Annotated in this window: 15 protein-coding genes; 7 read left to right on the top strand and 8 right to left on the bottom strand. The window is 38.8% G+C overall.

The window, feature by feature from the left end:
• Positions 1-58: 58 nt before the first annotated feature.
• Positions 59-607, bottom strand: a complete 549-nt coding sequence (locus CC99x_RS09125) for a septation protein A (RefSeq protein WP_057625061.1) — start codon at positions 605-607, stop codon at positions 59-61.
• 217 nt (positions 608-824) lie between these two features.
• On the opposite strand from CC99x_RS09125, the gene CC99x_RS09120 reads away from it, so the two are divergent.
• Genes CC99x_RS09120 through CC99x_RS09100 form a run of 5 tightly spaced genes read left to right on the top strand, consistent with a single transcriptional unit; the run spans position 825 to position 5804 of the window.
• Positions 825-1433: an L-threonylcarbamoyladenylate synthase gene (locus tag CC99x_RS09120; RefSeq protein WP_057625062.1), complete on the top strand. Its 609-nt coding sequence runs from the start codon at positions 825-827 to the stop codon at positions 1431-1433.
• A 27-nt stretch (positions 1434-1460) separates the two neighbouring features.
• Entirely contained in the window at positions 1461-2696 is a 1236-nt protein-coding gene (locus CC99x_RS09115; RefSeq protein ID WP_077065460.1) for a tryptophan--tRNA ligase, read from the top strand.
• The gene (locus tag CC99x_RS09110; protein ID WP_235528088.1) at positions 2686-3603 is read left to right on the top strand and encodes a segregation/condensation protein A; all 918 of its coding nucleotides are present in this window, start codon (positions 2686-2688) and stop codon (positions 3601-3603) included. The genes CC99x_RS09115 and CC99x_RS09110 overlap by 11 nt, the downstream gene beginning before the upstream one ends.
• The gene (gene scpB / locus CC99x_RS09105) at positions 3596-5071 is read left to right on the top strand and encodes an SMC-Scp complex subunit ScpB (RefSeq protein ID WP_077065461.1); all 1476 of its coding nucleotides are present in this window, start codon (positions 3596-3598) and stop codon (positions 5069-5071) included. Before CC99x_RS09110 ends, scpB begins: the two co-directional genes overlap by 8 nt.
• Positions 5055-5804: a pseudouridine synthase gene (locus tag CC99x_RS09100; RefSeq protein ID WP_057625063.1), complete on the top strand. Its 750-nt coding sequence runs from the start codon at positions 5055-5057 to the stop codon at positions 5802-5804. Before scpB ends, CC99x_RS09100 begins: the two co-directional genes overlap by 17 nt.
• Before the next feature lie 161 nt (positions 5805-5965).
• On the opposite strand, the gene CC99x_RS09095 is transcribed toward CC99x_RS09100, so the two are convergent.
• Entirely contained in the window at positions 5966-7108 is a 1143-nt protein-coding gene (locus tag CC99x_RS09095; protein WP_057625064.1) for a hypothetical protein, read from the bottom strand.
• A 175-nt stretch (positions 7109-7283) separates the two neighbouring features.
• Between CC99x_RS09095 and CC99x_RS09090 the strand changes: the two genes are divergently transcribed.
• Positions 7284-11096 carry a hypothetical protein gene (locus CC99x_RS09090; RefSeq protein ID WP_057625065.1) on the top strand — a complete coding sequence of 1271 codons (3813 nt, stop codon included), beginning with the start codon at positions 7284-7286 and terminating at the stop codon, positions 11094-11096.
• Here CC99x_RS09090 and CC99x_RS09085 read toward each other — a convergent pair.
• From CC99x_RS09085 to ubiG, 6 genes are all read right to left on the bottom strand, one after another.
• Positions 11093-11974, bottom strand: coding sequence for a GGDEF domain-containing protein (locus tag CC99x_RS09085; RefSeq protein WP_057625066.1), 882 nt, complete (start codon positions 11972-11974; stop codon positions 11093-11095). The two genes, CC99x_RS09090 and CC99x_RS09085, sit on opposite strands and share 4 nt — an antisense overlap.
• 169 nt (positions 11975-12143) lie before the next feature.
• On the bottom strand, positions 12144-12914 hold the full coding sequence (locus CC99x_RS09080; protein WP_057625067.1) for an SDR family NAD(P)-dependent oxidoreductase: 771 nt from the start codon (positions 12912-12914) through the stop codon (positions 12144-12146).
• Between the two features lie 54 nt (positions 12915-12968).
• A complete protein-coding gene (locus CC99x_RS09075; protein ID WP_057625068.1) occupies positions 12969-13208 on the bottom strand; it encodes a hypothetical protein in 240 nt (79 codons plus the stop codon).
• 23 nt (positions 13209-13231) lie between these two features.
• Positions 13232-13501 (bottom strand): hypothetical protein, encoded by a 270-nt coding sequence (locus CC99x_RS09070; RefSeq protein WP_057625069.1) that lies wholly within the window; start codon positions 13499-13501, stop codon positions 13232-13234.
• A gap of 199 nt (positions 13502-13700) precedes the next feature.
• On the bottom strand, positions 13701-14381 hold the full coding sequence (locus CC99x_RS09065) for an HAD family hydrolase (protein ID WP_057625070.1): 681 nt from the start codon (positions 14379-14381) through the stop codon (positions 13701-13703).
• Between the two features lie 7 nt (positions 14382-14388).
• Positions 14389-15126 carry a bifunctional 2-polyprenyl-6-hydroxyphenol methylase/3-demethylubiquinol 3-O-methyltransferase UbiG gene (gene ubiG / locus CC99x_RS09060; RefSeq protein WP_057625071.1) on the bottom strand — a complete coding sequence of 246 codons (738 nt, stop codon included), beginning with the start codon at positions 15124-15126 and terminating at the stop codon, positions 14389-14391.
• 130 nt (positions 15127-15256) lie between these two features.
• On the opposite strand from ubiG, the gene gyrA reads away from it, so the two are divergent.
• Positions 15257-17938 carry a DNA gyrase subunit A gene (gene gyrA / locus CC99x_RS09055; RefSeq protein ID WP_259596670.1) on the top strand — a complete coding sequence of 894 codons (2682 nt, stop codon included), beginning with the start codon at positions 15257-15259 and terminating at the stop codon, positions 17936-17938.
• Positions 17939-18125 lie beyond the last annotated feature (187 nt).

Below are 18125 nucleotides of genomic sequence, written 5' to 3'. Positions count from 1 at the left end.
CCGATAATCTGATATAGGGGCCGGCCGTTGTGCCGGCCCGAAAATAATTAAATCAAGCTTAATGCGATCCATTTTCCTGTTTGTTAGGCATAAAGCGCGCTAAAATAACGCCCTGTATAATAACAAAAACGAGGGTTAACCCAAGCGTACCAAATAACTTAAAGTTAACCCAAGTGTTGGTATCAAAGTTATAAAGTACGACGATGTTTAAAGCGCCCATGATAAAAAAGAAAGTATACCAGCTTAGGTTTAATTTGTGCCAAACAGGCTTAGGTAAACTGATATTTTTATCGAGCATGCGCTCAACCAGAGTTTTTTGGCCAATATACCGGCTAAAAAAGAAGAGTAATCCTAAAATCCAGTATACAGCGGTTGGTTTCCATTTTATGAATACTTCATTCTGAAGGTAGAGTGTGGCGCCACCTAGAACCACAATAAACACCAATGTCACCCAATGCATCGTTTCGGGCTTTTTACCCTGTACGAAGAAAAAGAGGATCTGTGCAACAACACAGACAATAGCCGTTACCGTTGCCACGTATATGTCATATGTTTTATAAGCAATAAAAAATAAAAGAATCGGCAGCATGTCAAAAAATAATTTCATGGTATCCTCATGATGCTATTGTAAAATTTCTTTGTCCCTGAGATTGTTAATTGAATAACTAGTTTGCTTGTAGCCACAACATTTCCCCCAGCAATAGAGGGGAACAAGATCGAATTTAAGAAAATATTTAAAAAAACTCTGTTTAAATCCTAAAACTCAAAGGCTTTGTGTATCGATGGGTTATTCGATTGAACCATTATAAAAGTTTGAGTACTATATGACACAATATTTTACCATGCATTCAGAAAACCCGCAGCCTCGATTAATTACACAGGCTGTTGAGGTATTAAAAGCTGGGAAGCTAATAATTTACCCAACTGACTCTACATATGCCTTCGGCTGTGCTTTATCGAGCAAAAGTGCATTAGAGCAGATACGCAAACTAAGAGGAATATCCGAAAAACATCCTTTAACATTAGTGTGTCATACTATATCACAGGCCGCTGAGTACTCGGTGATTCATAATGAAGCTTTTAGCTTCATGAAACGATGCACGCCAGGCCCTTTCACTATTATTTTGGTAGCTACCAAAATGGTTCCTAAGTTGGCGCAGGGCATAAAGAGAAAGGTAGTGGGAATTCGTATTCCTGAAAACCAAATAGCGCTGCAACTCGTAAAAGCCTTGGGTGAGCCTATCTTAAGCGCTACACTTTGGTTGGCAGGTGATGAGGCACCTATGTGTAATCCTTATGATGCGATTAAGGGTTGTTATGGAAAAATTGATTTAATTTTAGATGCAGGTATTGGAGATGAGATTCCAACTACAGTGGTGGATTATACTGAATCCGAACCCATACTCATTAGACAAGGCAAAGGCGAATTTTAAAATTTATAATAAACATAAGGGTGTGAAGTGGAGAGTAATCCTTCATCAGATGTAAAAGTATTTCGACGTGTTGTTTCTGGAATGCGCTCGACAGGTGCGTTGCACTTGGGGCATTATCATGGTGTACTGAAAAATTGGATTAAGCTTCAGCATGAATATGAATGTTATTTTTTTGTTGCTGATTGGCATGCACTGACAACACATTATGATGAACCTGAAAATATAGAAAACCACGTTTGGGAAATGTTAATTGATTGGCTTGCTTGCGGATTAAATCCAGGTTCTTGTAGTTTATTTATTCAGTCACGCATTCCTGAACATGCAGAATTACATTTATTATTATCGATGATCACACCTTTAGGTTGGTTAGAACGCGTTCCCACATATAAAGATCAACAAGAAAAATTAAAAGAAAGAGATTTAGCAACCTATGGTTTCTTAGGTTATCCCTTATTACAAAGTGCAGATATTCTGGCCTATAAAGCGGGCTATGTGCCGGTTGGCGAAGATCAGATTTCTCATTTAGAACTGACGAGAGAAGTCGCACGAAGATTTAATTTTATTTATGGTAAAGAGCCTGGATATAAAGAAAAAATCTTAGCAGCGATTCAAAAAATGGGTGCTAAGAATGCTGATCTTTATAATGAGGCTAAAAAACAATACCAAGAATCTGGCAATGAAAATGCATTAGATCGTGGGCGTGCGCTTGTGATGGCACAAAATAACTTAAGTTTAGGTGATCAGGAAAGATTGTATGGTTACCTAGAGGGATCAGGGAGAATCATTTTACCTGAGCCAGAAGCATTATTGACGCAAAACTCGAAATTTCCAGGATTAGATGGACAAAAGATGTCAAAATCTTATGGAAATACCATTGCCATTAGAGAAGACGCAGAAAGTATCACTAAGAAAATTAAGACGATGCCAACGGATCCTGCGCGAATACGTCGCAGTGATCCAGGAACACCTGAAAAATGCCCTGTTTGGTCATTTCATAAAGTTTATTCAAACCAAGAAACACAAGCGTGGGTTCAAGAGGGGTGTACAACCGCAGGCATTGGCTGCTTAGAGTGTAAAAAGGCAGTTTCCGATGTTGTCATAGAAGAGCAAAAGCCCATCTTAGAGCGTGCTCAACAATATATTGATAATCCTAAGCTGATTAAAGAAATTGTTCGAGAAGGTTGTGAATCTGCTAGAGCGGTTGCGAAGGAAACGCTTGAAGAAGTAAGAGACGTGATGGGGTTACCACATCGTGACCGATGAAACAATAAATCAGGATATGATAGAAGGGACAAATGAAGAGGCACATGAAGACACCATTGTGCTAGAAGCGCCCGTGTCTGGAGAAGCATCTCTTCCTGCAGAAACTTTAGAGACGATAGCTGAAGAAAATAAGCGTATCGCAAGGTTTCAAGACAAGTCTTTTTTAGAATTGCCACACGATCTTTATATTCCTCCAGATGCATTAGAGGTTATTCTGGAGGCATTTGAAGGACCTTTGGATTTATTATTATACCTTATCCGCAAACATAACCTGGATATTCTGAACATTCCAATCGCTGAAATTACGCGACAATACATGGACTATATCCATTTGATGGAAGAAATGCGCTTAGAATTAGCGGCTGAATATTTAGTGATGGCTGCTACTTTAGCAGAAATAAAATCAAGAATGCTGTTACCACGTGCGCCTGAGGAAAGTGAGCAAGAAGAAGAGGATCCACGTGCTAAGTTAATACGCCAATTACAAGAATATGAAAGATTTAAAAAAGCAGCTGAAGATCTTGAACAATTACCACGTTTGAACCGAGAAATCTTTACGGTTAATGTGGCACCACCTGAAGTTGATACACCAGCACCTAAGCCCTTATTTGATATTCAGTCATTGGTTGGTGTTTTCATAGATATTTTACAACGCTCGGATATGACTTCTAATTATTCTGTTGCCAAGGAAGTATTATCTGTTCGTGAAAAAATGAGTTTAATTTTAGAGAAATTGGGCCAAGTAGAGTCAATGAGTTTTGTTGAATGCTTTGATATTGCGGAAGGGCGTTTAGGTATTGTTGTGAGCTTTTTAGCAATATTAGAATTATCTAAGTTATTTCTCATTGAAATTATTCAAACCACAGAATTTGGCACTATACACCTAAAGGTGATTGCGAATGAGTAAAGAGAAAAAAACCAAACCTCAGTCTACAGTAGAGCATGAGGAGGCAGTGCAAGTAACTGCTAAGTCAAATGCTAGATCAAAAGCAAAATCAAAAGCCAAAAGCCCATTGTTAGCCAATGATAAAGAAAAGCATTCTGCTAAACGCAAGGCAAAGGCTGTTGAAGTCGATGTGGTTGATACGACAGATAGTATAGAATCAGAAAACATTAGTGAAAAATTAAATTTACAGCTTAAATCCAAGCGGAAGAAAAAAGAGCCAGCCTCAGTTTCAGAACGAGTGCATGCTGAGGTATTGGATGAGACATTAGATGAGGACACTGTCTTAGAGATACCGCTTTCTTCTGAAGAATTTGAAGAGATGCAGATAGACGCGGAAATGGAAGCTAAGATTCCTGTCGGCATCATTGAGCAATCGGAAGAGGAATTTTTTGAGAATACAACGCACTCTAGTCACTCAAATGATAGCTTGATTAATCAAGTTGAGGCACTCATTTTCTCCTCTGCTGTGCCTTTGACTGTTGATAAAATTATGAAATCACTCGATGATACTAATGCGACGATTGGTGATGTGCGCGCAGTGATAGATACACTCAAAACACATTATGAGCATAGAGGTATTCATTTGGTTGAAGTAGCTTCCGGGTGGCGTTTTCAAGTAGCACTTTCTTGTGCGCCCACCATTGTTAAAACATTAGCAGAAAAACCAAGTCGACTATCAAGAGCGCTTTTAGAAACTTTAGCTCTAGTTGCTTATCGTCAACCCATTACCCGAGCAGAGATTGAATCTATTCGAGGTGTCGTTGTGAGTACGCAAATGGTGAAGACGTTGCTCGATCATGAATGGATAAGAGTTGTGGGGCATAAAGATGTGCCTGGCAAACCTGCTCTCTATGCAACGACAAAAACATTTTTAGATGATATGGGTCTAAAAAAATTAGATGAGTTACCACCCTTATCAGAAATTAAATCGATGATACCGCAGGAACCTGTTAAAACAGAATCACAGCCACAAAGTTTAGAAGAAATTTCACAGTTAATGGCCAGTGCGCAGCTTATCGATGATCCAGAAGAATCTACGGATCCTGAAGTTGCAGCGCTAGAAATGCTTGAGCAAGAAAATATAGTGCAAAATCAAGAATCCGCAGCTTTATCAGATATTGATAGGCTAGAGAATCTTGATGAATTTTCTGATTTATTGGCAATGGATACAGCAGAGCCAACCGAAGCACATGCTGAAGAATCTGTGAGTGCTGTAGAATTTGAACAAGACAGCTTAGATGCTTTAGTAGATGAATTACGAGATACGGAACTCTCTAAAAAAGAAATACAAAAGCAAAATGATGAAATATGGACCGAAACCACAGAGTTGTTAGAAGAGGATAATAATGTTTCTGATCTTCTGCCATCTCAGACATCCTTAATTGATGACATGAACGAAGAAGTAGCACCTGATGAAGAACACAACTAAAATTCAAGATCCTAAAATACATGCTTATTTGGCACAATGTGGTTTAGGATCACGTAGACAAATTGAGAAATGGATTTTAGAAAAGCGCGTTTTGGTAAATGGCAAGCTCTGTGTTATTGGGCAACGCGTATCATCCAAAGATAAAATATTAGTAGATGGCAAAAAAGTTGCTGCATTAAAAGAGAGAGATGAAACACCTGTTGTGATTGCTTATCACAAACAAGTGGGAGAGATTTGTACTCGAGCACAAAGTGAATTACCTACGGTATTTGAGCGCTTACCAGAGGTAAATGGTCGTTGGATCAGTGTGGGGCGATTAGATGTGAATACCAGTGGTTTGTTGTTGTTTACAAATAACGGCACTTTAGCTAATCGTTTGATGCATCCCAAGTATGAGGTTGAACGAAAATATCATGTGAGAGTGCATGGTAAATTGAATCAAGCCATACTCAATCAATTTCTTACAGGCATCATGCTTGATGGTGATTTTTTGAAGTTTGACAGTATTCAACCCCTCAAATCATTGATTACAGAGGTTGCCAATCAGTGGTTTATTGTAACTTTAAGGCAAGGTAAGTATAGAGAAATTCGTAGGCTGTTTGAAAGCCAAGATTGTCAAGTATCACGTTTGATGCGTGTTCAATATGGTAATATTTCTTTGCCAAGAAGTTTGCGTCAGGGGCAATATCAATATTTGAGCCAAACACAGATAGAAGGATTGGTCGGTACGTGATACGTGAATTGAATAAAGAAAATCAGGACAGCCATAATTAAAATCTTTATACCAGAAACAAAAAAATAAGAATGTAATAATCAAATAGCAACATTAACGTAGTATCATTGATGCTGTAGGCTATGAATAATCTATGAAATGATTAAGTATGGGATATTGAATTAAGCAATGTGTGTACTTGAATATAGTTTCTTTGCTTGGGTAATACCTTTTAAGCCTTTGCTTCTCTCTTTGCCAAAATTGAGCAGCAAGATTTCACTCCCCACTGCATGAGCAAAGCTTTTACTTAAATTTTTGACTAATGATATCCAATTCATGGGTTCGAATTGTAATCGCGTTAAAATGGGTGCTAGATGTTCTGGAATAGAACCTGCTTCTTTATCATCCCGAATCACTCTGCCTGTATAGTCCACAAGCTCTAAATAATCGATAAGTTTAAAATCAATGGCATGTGAATGATGTTCTGAGACGTTTGAAAAAGGCACTAAGAACTTGGGTTGGGTGAGGCTATTATATATACCCTTCACAGATGAATCTTCGGTGTTGTTGGCTTCGCGTATCTCACAATAGTCATGTATTTTGTATACACTCCTATTGCTCGAACGCTTGCCGCCTAACCGAAGAATCATCTGTTGTGGGTATGCATCTGCTTTTTCGCGCTTAAGCTGTTTAATGGATTTTGGTTTATTGATTTTTAATTGCTTAGAAATATGCTGAATGCGTTCATAAATGGAGGTAAATTCTGATTCTTCAGGCGTTTCTGTAATCCCAGCTCTGACTGGATTTAAATCAACATAAACCATTGCACTTAAAAGTGCCCCTTCATCTAATAGCGCTTGAGATTTAAAGCGTCCTTCCCAAAATCGTCCTGCAGTATCATCCTCTTCATTTACATCGCGCGCAATTTTTTCATTTAAACAACGCATAAACCAACTGATGCTGGTGAGTCGCTCTTTCCAAAGTTGAATTTTCTGTTTTAGGTGCTTATTTTCTTCGGCGTCTTTGGGGAAAATAGAAGCCCAACGACGGATGATTTCTGCTTCTGACCAATTCTCAGCTACTTTATCTTCTACATATAAAACCACATGATAATGATTGCTCATGATGGCATAAGCACAAATTTTGATGGCAAAGATATCGGCTAAATATTTTAATCGATCGACAATCCATGCTTTACGATGAGAATAATCTTTCTGTGTTAATTCATCGAAACCACACAAAAAACTACGGCGCACACATCGATTCATGACGTGATAATACGGCGTTGCATTCAAATCAATTTGTTCTGAGCGAGCTAAAGTCATAACTTAAAAAATATCCCTATTACTGAAAGGAATTCTAGCGCAAAGATTTTGGGTAAAGCAACTTAATGTGGCTGTCCTGTATTTTTTCGTGCTATTACACCATTTGCTGCTAAATTGAACTTAAATATTTTTGTTTCTGTCTATTGAGCATATTTAATTTGAGAGAGACAGTATTATGCCGTCATTTTGGGGTTCAGCAAAAGAAAAAGGATCTAAGGTTGTTGAGGAGCACGCAACTGCGGAAACAGGTCAATCTCTTCTGTCTGTAGTTGCTAACTGGTTAGGTGGTGTATTTAGAAGTAAAGCTGAGGAAAGTGACAGTGATCGTTTAGGACGTAAAGCTTTTGTGCAAACAGAGGAAGATGCTGCGCTCGAGGAGGCTAGATTAGAAGCTATTGATGCCCAGCAAGAGAGATTCACAAGGCCAAGAGAAAGCGTTAGCGAGAAAATTGAAGCTAAAGCTTGGCGACGCAGTCAGAGAACAGGTCAAACAGAGAATAGAGCACGTTTGGGAGCACGAGGCAGACATTATTTAGATCAACCTTTAGATTTCTTTAGTCCTCAGTCTATTCTTCTTTTTCAAAATACTTTGGCAGATAAACAAAACCAAATAAAGCTGCTTACAGAAAAATATCTACGTAATAAATCCATAAATTTATTTGATAAAAATTTAGTATTGAATGAGTTACCGGAAGGAACAATAAGAGAAGAATATAATATCTTATGGCAAGAATGTAATGAATTAGAAAGAAAAATACATCAAACGCAAGAATATCAACAGCACAATAACCAGTGGCAGTTATGGAATGATGGTGAGCTGCCAGGAGAAAGTGTGCGCAGAAAGATAGTGAATGCAGCTCTTGGAACCATGCCAAGCTGGATCTCAAAGATTCCCATTGTGGGTCGAGTTGCTTCGATAGGCTTGGAAGCGTATACGCAGTTTAAGTTATCTATTGATGAAGTTGTTGATGCGTCTAGAAATATTTTTGCTTCGACCCGAAGAAAGACCGCGATAGGGCGAATAGTCGGCACACTCGTTGGTTCACTTGCTGGTGCTGCTGCTACGGGTGGTGCTTTGGCATTATTGGGTTCTGTTGTACCTGTGATTGGTACTGCAATAGGTGGGGCTACAGGGCTTGTGTTAGGTGCTGTAGCAGGTGCTGCTGCTGGTGGACCCGTAGGGAGTGAGATTTTTAATTATTTTTCGACAAAATCAAAAAGATTGAGTATTGAGCGAGATTATCAAATGGATTATGTAAAGCTCAAAAATTTACGCAAAGTGTATGGTTTGGATGAAGATATTATTTTAAAAATGTACTCATATCTAAGCAATCAAATCAAAATTGTGGGTGCAAATAGTGACCGTGGAAAAGCACTCTTAGATTTGAGAACCAAGGCACTGGATGAAGGTAGACAAAATGCCTTATCAAAGTTGTGTGTTTATCTCCTTGGGCAAGAAAAAGTGCTACGCGCAGGATTATATGATTTGGGCATTGAGTCTGTCCATCTTCAACAGCAGAAAGTAGATTTATTAAGGGTGAGAAGAGCATTAGAGGAAGAAAAATCGGCACTGGCTGATAAAGAGGCAGCTTATGCTAATCAGTTGGGAGAACACCCCTTACTAAAGTCTTTGCAAGTAATCAAAGATAAATACAATATTCAATTAAGCCTGTCAGAGATGATAGAAAGCTTTCAGTCTTATCCTGTTGATTCAGATTTAGCATCATCTGCCATTATTGAGGAAAATAGACGTCTTCAAGAACAGCTTGGTTTAAGTACAATGCAAACAGATGAATTTGTTCTCATGATGTTGGAAAATGGAATGCCTGATGAAGATGCTGCAAAAGAAGCGCAAATATTACTAGAAGCGTCCCCTACAGAACAGTGGATGCAAAAGTGGGAAGAGAATGTCGCACAATTAACGCAAAATCAAGATGCTGAGGGTGGGCTGAGACTTAGGCGCTATGAAATGGAGAGTGAGCGAAATGGTATTGTCAATCTTTTAGAGGAATTTAAAAGCCCAAGTGAATTCATTGCTACCTCAAAATATACAGGAAAAAACCAAAAAATTTGGATATATGGTGAGATGATGCGAAGCAATTTGGTACAAGGAGATCCCATCAGCCAGCTATTTGAAACAGTAAAAGATAATAATGGTCATGTTTTGAAAAAAAATGTAGAGGTTGGAAAAGAAAGACAAACACAACAAGTTGATGTGCTGAGAGTAAAAGATGTTCGCTCTTTTGGATTAAACGAATACCCTGTCTTAGATATTGAACAAAAAGAAAAAGTGAAAGCTGAGTTTAGAGAATCTATGAGAGCTCATGCTTTTGAAGAGGCAAAATCAGAAATATTAAGGCATGATGATTCATTTTGGAAACGGGGCTTTGAAGATAGAAATAAAAAAATTATTCGGGATCGTTTGGTGGACGATAGCAAAAAAATAAATCCAATGGAAAGACTATTTGTAGTCATTGATAAAGATATTCCAGATTTAATTCAGAAGATGAAAGTTTTTGAAAATCCTTCTGACGCAAGCACTCTTAATAATGAATGCAAAAAAATTATTTTTGAGCTACAGAAAATGGAACAAATATTTCCTGATATTAAAGAATTTACTATAGATAAAATACAAGCCTTGCAGGATATGCAATTTCTTTTGGATTATGTTGCCATTCATGAAGTATATGTAAGACGTGATTTGGCTCAACCGCATGAATCACCTTTGCAGGATCTATTTCCATATACAGAGCATGGTATGGTGCAACATTTGCAAGATAAAGATGGAAAATTAATTGAGTCTGATGTGCGAAATGAAGTTACCAAGCGTATGGAAAATATTGTTCTGCCAAGTCGTATGTTAGAGCGTTTAGATGCCTTTGCTAGCATAAATAAATTTGTACCAGAAGAATTTGCACGTCATTGGAAAATGACAGGGCAATTGGGATGTAAAGCAGAAGTAGATGAGGTTATAAAGAGGTTAAACACTGTTAGGCAATTACAGAATCAATATATTGAATTACGAGAACGCAAAGCAACACTCCCTCCACAGTTTGTGTTTGACGTGATTGTGGCTAACAATGATCTCAATAGTGCATTTACAAAGCTGAAAGACAGAGCGAATCAAAATGAGGAGACATGGGGTAAAGTACAAGAGGCAGAGTGGCACTATCTTGATTTAATTGCTGATTATCAACGTGTTATTCAATCACTTGTAAATATGCCATTACCGAATCAAGCAGAAATTCAACAATTTAGATTTGCAGTTGCCCTTCCCAGGGAAACAGAACGTAAAATAGATATTGCTGAAGCTAATATTGAGGCACAAGCACAAGTTGCAGCGCCAAGCAAAGAAGAATTGCGTGAGAGAGGGCGTTTTAATTTGATGTCTCAAATGAGACAAAGGCAAAGAGGCAAAAAAGAAGAAGCTCAACCAATTGCTGTGGTTCACAATGCTGCTCACGCAGAGGTTGTGGGTGCAGGTGTTAAGATTAGAATACTTGAAAAAGCGGAAATGATTTCAGCGGTTTCTCTTGGTGCACGGAAAAATAAAGTAACAAGTTCTCAAGCTATCCCAGATGGAATAGAATTCACTTTTGAAAATAGTCCTTCAAAGTTAATGATGAAGCAAGATGCCAACGATGGATTTGCTACATTATTGATGGAGCCAGAGGCGCTTTTAAATGAATCCTCAGCAAGGGATATTTTGATTGAGCAAATTGCAGCCTATGCAGATGCTGTAAAAAAAGATCCTAGCCTACCCAAAGAAGTCACTGTACTTGCTGGGGAGAATGTGGATATTGCGAGCTTTATTTATTATTACGCAAAGCAAGCTGGTTTAGAGCCTGTTTTGCAAAAAGATAACTTAAGTAAAGAAGCCAGACAGGAAGTTGTAAGTCGATATAATGAGTATATGCAATTAAAAGACAGTGGTGAGGAGCCACAAATTAAGCTAGAGAATAGACGTCAATCACTGAAAGTGAATTAATTTGAACATTTGACTTGATTTCTACCAGCTGCTTTTGCTGTATACAAAGCAATATCCGCCCGAGAAAAAAGTTTTTGGTTGCTTTCTGCGCCTTGATGGGTGCTTACGCCAATGCTTACGGTGATGGTGACATTGCGTTGTTTGATGATAAAGGGTATTTCTGCTGTCTTTTGGCAAATTCTTTCTGCGACCTGCACAGCACCTTTGTGTTCAGTATGTGCAAGAATCAGTGTAAATTCTTCTCCGCCATAGCGAAAAATCATATCGGATTGTCTATGTATTTGTCTGAGTCTTTCGGCAAACTCTACTAAAACCAAATCACCTGCTTGATGTCCATAGGTGTCATTTATTTGTTTGAAGAAATCTATATCAACAATAAGCAATGAAAGATTATTTTGATGTCGTTTAGCAAATTCAATCTCGCGCTGCAAAGTCATATCAAAAGCTTGTCGATTACATAAATGTGTTAAAGGATCGATCATGCTTAATCTTATCGCATGTTCATAAGCAAGCGCGTTCCTTAGAGGCATCAGTAAAAAAACTAAAATATTTTCAAGTGTGTGAATTTCTTCTTGTGTAAAAGCGATGTTTTTGCTTAATACGATTTCACCCAAGGATGTATTTTCTATTTTTAATTGATAGCGTGCTTGATAATATTGTAACTTACCAACTTCGAATTTATTTTTTGATTCTGCATGATGGTAATTAAAGCTTTGATAATTGACCAAGTTTTTTAATTCTTGATGAAATCGTTTCATCAATTCATAGAGATTCAGGGTTGATTGTAAAATGAAGCTTAACTGTAACGGGTGTGATTTTGGATCTTTGAAGCTATTTGCATCCAGCGAAATAATACTTTGGTTAAGCGCATTTTGCATAATAAGTCCCTTTAGCTATATCTTTCCCTTTTCTCAAAGGCAGGAAACCAAAGCTGAGATGGAACGACATACAGTCTTTCTCTCAAACTTTAGCCATTACACTTATTATAGTTGATGAATATTAGGGGAGAGGTGCATGAGAGAGGAAAAGAAGGGGGATGGCTAAAATTTAAGCCATTGCCCCTGTTGTGCTCTGCTCTGGCAGTGCAAAATGCTGCCCATGATGCGAAGATTGTAACAAGTATACATAATCAGTTGCGATGACATCAGGCGCAGTAAATTCCGCAGGATTAATGCCAGGAAAGTGATTTACGCGGAGTGCTGTACGAAGATGAGGAGGGTAAACCGTATTCACTTTGATGTTGGTGTTTTCTAATTCTTGCATAAAAGTTTCAGCCAGTGTTTTGAGTCCCATTTTACTGGTGTGATAAGCGCCCCAATAAGCTTGTGGTTGGGATGCATCGTTATCAGCCGTGAAAACGATGGTGCTTTGTGTGCTTTTATGCAGTAAGGGTAATAATGCATGTGTTAACATAAAAGGAATATTTAAATTGACATGTATGGCTTGTAGCCATTTCTGTGCAGGAAGCACTTCAAGCGGACATACTTGTCCTACAGAAGCAGCGTTGTGAATAAGGCCGTCTAGTTTACCAAACATGGATTCAATGCTATTGGCGAGCGCCTCTAATTCTTTAGGACCCACGCCTAAAAAATTCATAGGTTGCAAAGCGGGTTCTGGCCAGCCATTTTCAGTAATTACATCGTAAACGGATTCTAGTTTTTTGAGCGAAGATCCGAGCAAAATAGTGGTTGCACCATATTCTGCAGCTTTGAGTGCTATTTCACGACCTAAACCACGGCTTGCACCAGTAATCAGAATAGTTTTATCTTTTAGAGCATTTTTTTCTAATGTATAAAGCGGTAAATTGATTGGTTTCATAGCATGTTTTTATCCACTGTAATATGGATGTTGATGCTACCAGAAATAGTTGCGCTAGTCTAACCAAAGCCAGGTTTCAAACATTCCTGTTGCTAGGCCAGCAGAGAACCCTGCAAAGGCATAGGTAATCAAAGAGGCAGAGCTAACATTCACGCCGATCAGTGCACCCGCAAGTGCACCGATCGTACATCGTGTTTTAAGATAGCTTAGTGTTTCAAGATAGGAAGAATCTGTATCTACCACACGTGTGCCCGCAGAGATCATAGAAGTTTCAAAGGTCGTTAGTACTTGCATAACTACTCCTAAGGCAGTTTCTACTAATAGGTGGGATCATTTCTTGCTTTTAAAACGTTCTTGATCTTCACAGATTGTTTGATCGATTGACGCATAAAAGCAAGGTGATGATTGAGTTCTTGAGCACGGAGTCGATTGAGTTCCCACTTTCTAATTTCTTGCCATCGCAGGTTCAAGACATTGATAGATGTACTATTGATCGGTGCATCATTGTTTGCCTGATGAGCCTGTTGATTATTTGAGTTCTCAGCTTGGGATTTATCAAAAGGATTTTTATTGTTGGATTGAGTCATTGTGATGCTCTTCTTTTTTTTTGTATTTGGGGCATTCCATTACACCACAGCGCAAATAGCTTAAATACTTGAGAAGCACCCTGTCGATTGTCCTAAAAGAACAAGTACATTTGTCAGCTAAGTGTGAAAATATTTTATCAGATAAGCTATCTAGATATAAAATTTTATCTGTCAGGCTTGTAAGCAAATGCTGATTTCTTTAGGGTTGATGCTGCGCACAATAATGGATTAATTGCTCAGCATGGTTGATGTAATAGTCCGCATTCCAATGATGAGCATTGTCTTCTGGGTGGATGTAACCATACTCAACCACAACGCATTTTAGACCTGCTGCTTTCCCTGCCAAAACGTCAGTTTCGGCATCTCCAATGAACAAGGTTGTATGGGGGGAAGCTTTTATTTGTTGTAGCCCATATAAAACAGGCGCTGAATCAGGTTTGCGTGTTGGAAGGGTGTCCCCTGCAACAATACAGCCTGCAGATTGCAACAGTGGAAATTGTGCTACCAATGGCTTGGTGTAAACCATGGTTTTATTGGTAACGATACCCCAGTGTATTTTTTTTTCCTGGAAATATTTGAGTAATATTTCAATACCAGGAAAGAGACGTGTATATTGACCGAGTGTCTGTGTATAGAGATTGAGAAATTCTGCTGTACGAGCAGCAAGATCAGGATGTGTTTCATCAAAACCAAAAGCATGGCGTACCATACCATTGGCACCGTGAGAAATTGTATTTCTAAACAGCGATTCAGTCACGCTAGGCAATTGGTATTTTTTGAGCAACTTATTCATGCAATAGGCAAATTCAGGTGCAGTATCTAGTAAGGTGCCATCTAGATCAAACAAAAAGGCACTGAATTTATCTTTAAGTCCCATCATTTTCTCTCTATTTATCCGTTAACTGATAACAAGCTAAGTAATTCACAGACACATCTTGCGATAAACTAAAGTTCTTTGTAATGGGATGGTATTGTATCCCTGCTAATTTTTTGAGCATAAAGCCTTGTGAACGTGCCCATTCGTGCATTTCATGCGGGCGAATAAATTTTTCATAATGATGTGTGCCTTTGGGAATCATTTTTAAAATATATTCTGCGCCTATAATTGCCTGAAGATAAGATTTGGGGGTGCGATTCAATGTAGATAACAATAAATAACCATTGGGTCTTAATAATGTCCTACAGGCTTTGATAATCGATAGTGGATCGGGTACATGTTCTAAACATTCCATGCAGGTAATAATATCAAAGCTGTTTGGTTGGGAGGTAGCGAGATCTTCTGCACTACTCAGTTGATAGCGCAAGGAAGTATTCAACCAGGGTTCGCTGCGGGTTTTTGCGTGGGCTTGCGCTGCTTCGATGGCTTCTTGTGCCATATCTATGCCAAGTACCTTAGCTTGATGAAAGGCAAGCGCTTCACTTAAAATGCCAGCCCCACAACCAATATCAAGTACAGCTTTGTTTGTCAGTTCGGTGCAATCGAGTATGAAAGCAGTTCGTATGGGATTTACGGCATGCAACATTTTCATCGGGCCTTCTTTGTCCCACCAATGTTTGCCTAGTTGTCTAAAGTGATGAATCTCCGCAGGATCTATATTTTGATTTAATTCAGTTATTTGCATCATAAATTTCTTAAAGTTACATAATATCCACTGTTTCAGTGAGTTTAATTCTACCATATGCTAAAATGTGCGGTTTCAGGTATTTACTAAAAAACCACTATTATAGTTTGATATCAAACAAAGGAGCTGGTTAGTGACAGAGCTCGCCAAAGAAATACATTCAGTCAATATTGAAGACGAATTAAAGCAGTCTTACTTAGATTACGCAATGAGCGTAATTGTTGGACGCGCATTACCTGATGTACGTGATGGCTTAAAGCCAGTGCATCGTCGCGTATTATTTGCCATGTCAGAGCTTGGTAACGATTGGAACAAAGCCTATAAAAAATCTGCTCGTGTAGTGGGTGACGTTATTGGTAAGTACCATCCGCATGGCGATTCTGCTGTATACGATACGATTGTTCGTATGGCGCAACCTTTTTCGATGCGCTATCTGCTTGTTGATGGACAAGGTAACTTCGGTTCGGTCGATGGTGATTCGGCCGCTGCAATGCGATATACCGAAGTGCGTATGTCAAAATTTGCACATGCTTTATTGGCAGATTTAGAAAAAGAAACCGTCAATTTTTCTCCTAACTACGATGAAACTGAGTTTGCACCTGACGTTTTACCAACCAAAGTGCCCAATCTACTTGTGAACGGTGCTTCTGGTATTGCTGTTGGTATGGCAACGAATATCCCACCGCATAATCTCAAAGAGATTATTGATGGTTGTTTTGCATTAATAGACAACCCGGAAATTACGATTGATGAGTTAATTAAATATATTCCTGGCCCTGATTTTCCTACGGGTGCCATCATTAATGGATGTGGCGGTATTATTGATGCCTACCGTACTGGGCGTGGCCGTGTCTTTATTCGCGCTAAAACAGAAATTGAGATTGATGATAAAAATCAGCGTCAATCCATTATCGTTAATGAAATCCCTTACCAAGTTAACAAAGCGAGACTCATTGAGAAAATTGCTGAATTGGTAAAAGAGAAGAAACTTGAGGGTATTTCTGGATTAAGAGACGAATCTGATAAAGACGGTATGCGGATTGTTGTGGAATTAAAGCGCGGTGAAAACGCTGATGTTATTCTCAACAATTTATTTTCTCATACACAATTAGAAACCGTATTTGGCGTCAATATGGTGGCCTTGGTCAATGGTCAACCCAGAACGCTAAACCTCAAGCAAATTCTAGAAGAATTTATCAAACATCGTAAAGTTGTCGTCAATCGACGTACTGCCTTTGATTTGAAAAAAGCGCGAGAAAGAGCGCATTTATTAGAAGGTTTGAGTGTTGCTTTAGCAAATTTAGATGAAGTGATCCAGCTCATTAAAGAATCTCAATCGCCCCAAATAGCTAAAGATAAACTACTTGATAAAGTGTGGGCACCTGGCATGGTGACTGAATTGCTAAAGCGTTCAGGCGACACCCATTTATCTAGACCTGAATTACTGCCAGATGACTATGGCATGGTTGAGCATGGTTATCGCTTATCTATGCAACAAGCGCAGGCTATTTTAGATTTAAGATTGCACCGTCTAACAGGGCTTGAACAAGATAAAATCTTCAAAGAATATGAAGAAATTATTGAAGAAATCAAGAAATTGGTTGAGATATTGGTGAATCCAAAGAGACTGTTAGAAGTTGTTAGAACAGAATTACAAGAAGCGCAAAAAGATTTTCAAGATGAGCGTCGTTCTGTCATATTGCAATCTAAGACAGATCTCTCTCGTGAGGATTTGATCCCTGAAGAAACGCGCGTTGTTACACTATCGCATTTTGGTTATGTGAAAACTCAGCCATTAGATAGTTATGTTGCTCAACGTAGAGGGGGCAGAGGAAAAGCAGCGGCAACGGTTCGGGATGAAGACTTCATTGAAAAGCTCTTGATTGCGAATACGCACGATACGATTTTATGCTTCTCTGATAAAGGTAAAGTATATTGGTTAAAAGTTTATGACTTACCGCTGGGTAATCGTCAATCTAAAGGTAAGCCGATTGTTAACTTCTTACCATTAACCACAGATGAAAAAATCAGCGCTATTCTACCTATCAAAGAATTTGCAGAAGGTTCCTATGTCTTTATGGCAACTCGTATGGGAACAGTGAAGAAAGTAGATTTACTTGATTTCTCGCGCCCTAGAGCTTCAGGCATTATTGCAGTTGATTTAGAGGAAGAAGATTCATTGGTTGGTGCAGAACTCACCGATGGTGCGCGTGATGTGATGTTATTCACAAATGCAGGAAAAGCGGTACGTTTCCATGAAGATACAGTACGCGCGATGGGACGTTTAGCCAAAGGTGTTCGTGGTATTCGATTACAAGAAGCGCAACGTGTGGTATCCATGATTGTATTGGGCGAATATCAAAGCCTCTTGATTGCCACTGAAAATGGTTTTGGTAAGCGTACCTTGGTTGAAGAATTCCCTGTGAAAGGTAGAGGCGGTCAAGGTGTGATCTCTATCCAAACCACAGAAAGAAATGGTCAGGTTGTGGGCGCAAGAGGTATTCGAGATAAAGATGAAGCCATGTTGATTTCAGATGGCGGTATTCTAGTTCGATTACGCACGGATGAGATTTCTTTGGTGGGTCGAAACACGCAAGGTGTTACCTTAATTAATTTAGGCGAAGGTGAAAAGCTCATAGGCTTAGAACGCGTCGAAGAAATTGCAGGTGTTCCAGAGTTACTGGATGATGAGCTAAGTGAAGAACAAGATGTATCTGAAGTGCTAGATGTGTCTAATGATAGTGAATCTTCACAAGAAGAAGACACTCAAGGTCGAGAAGATTTAGCTTCAGATCCAGAAGACGTGGAAGAATAAGTGATGATGTGGCACTTTCCCTCTCCTGTTGACACTACGAGATGCACACATTTTCTTTGAACAGTAGAATATGTTGTGTCATGCCAGCGAAGGCTGGCATCCAGAATTTATCTTGGATTAAATATTCAAGACTTTTTCTGGGTTTTCTTTTAGTAGTTTAATTAAAAATTGATTCTTGATATGTACT

Source organism: Candidatus Berkiella cookevillensis, assembly GCF_001431315.2.
GTDB classification, from domain to species: domain Bacteria; phylum Pseudomonadota; class Gammaproteobacteria; order Berkiellales; family Berkiellaceae; genus Berkiella_A; species Berkiella_A cookevillensis.
Note: the sequence above shows the minus strand (reverse complement) of the source record. Positions and strands in the feature narration are given on the sequence as shown.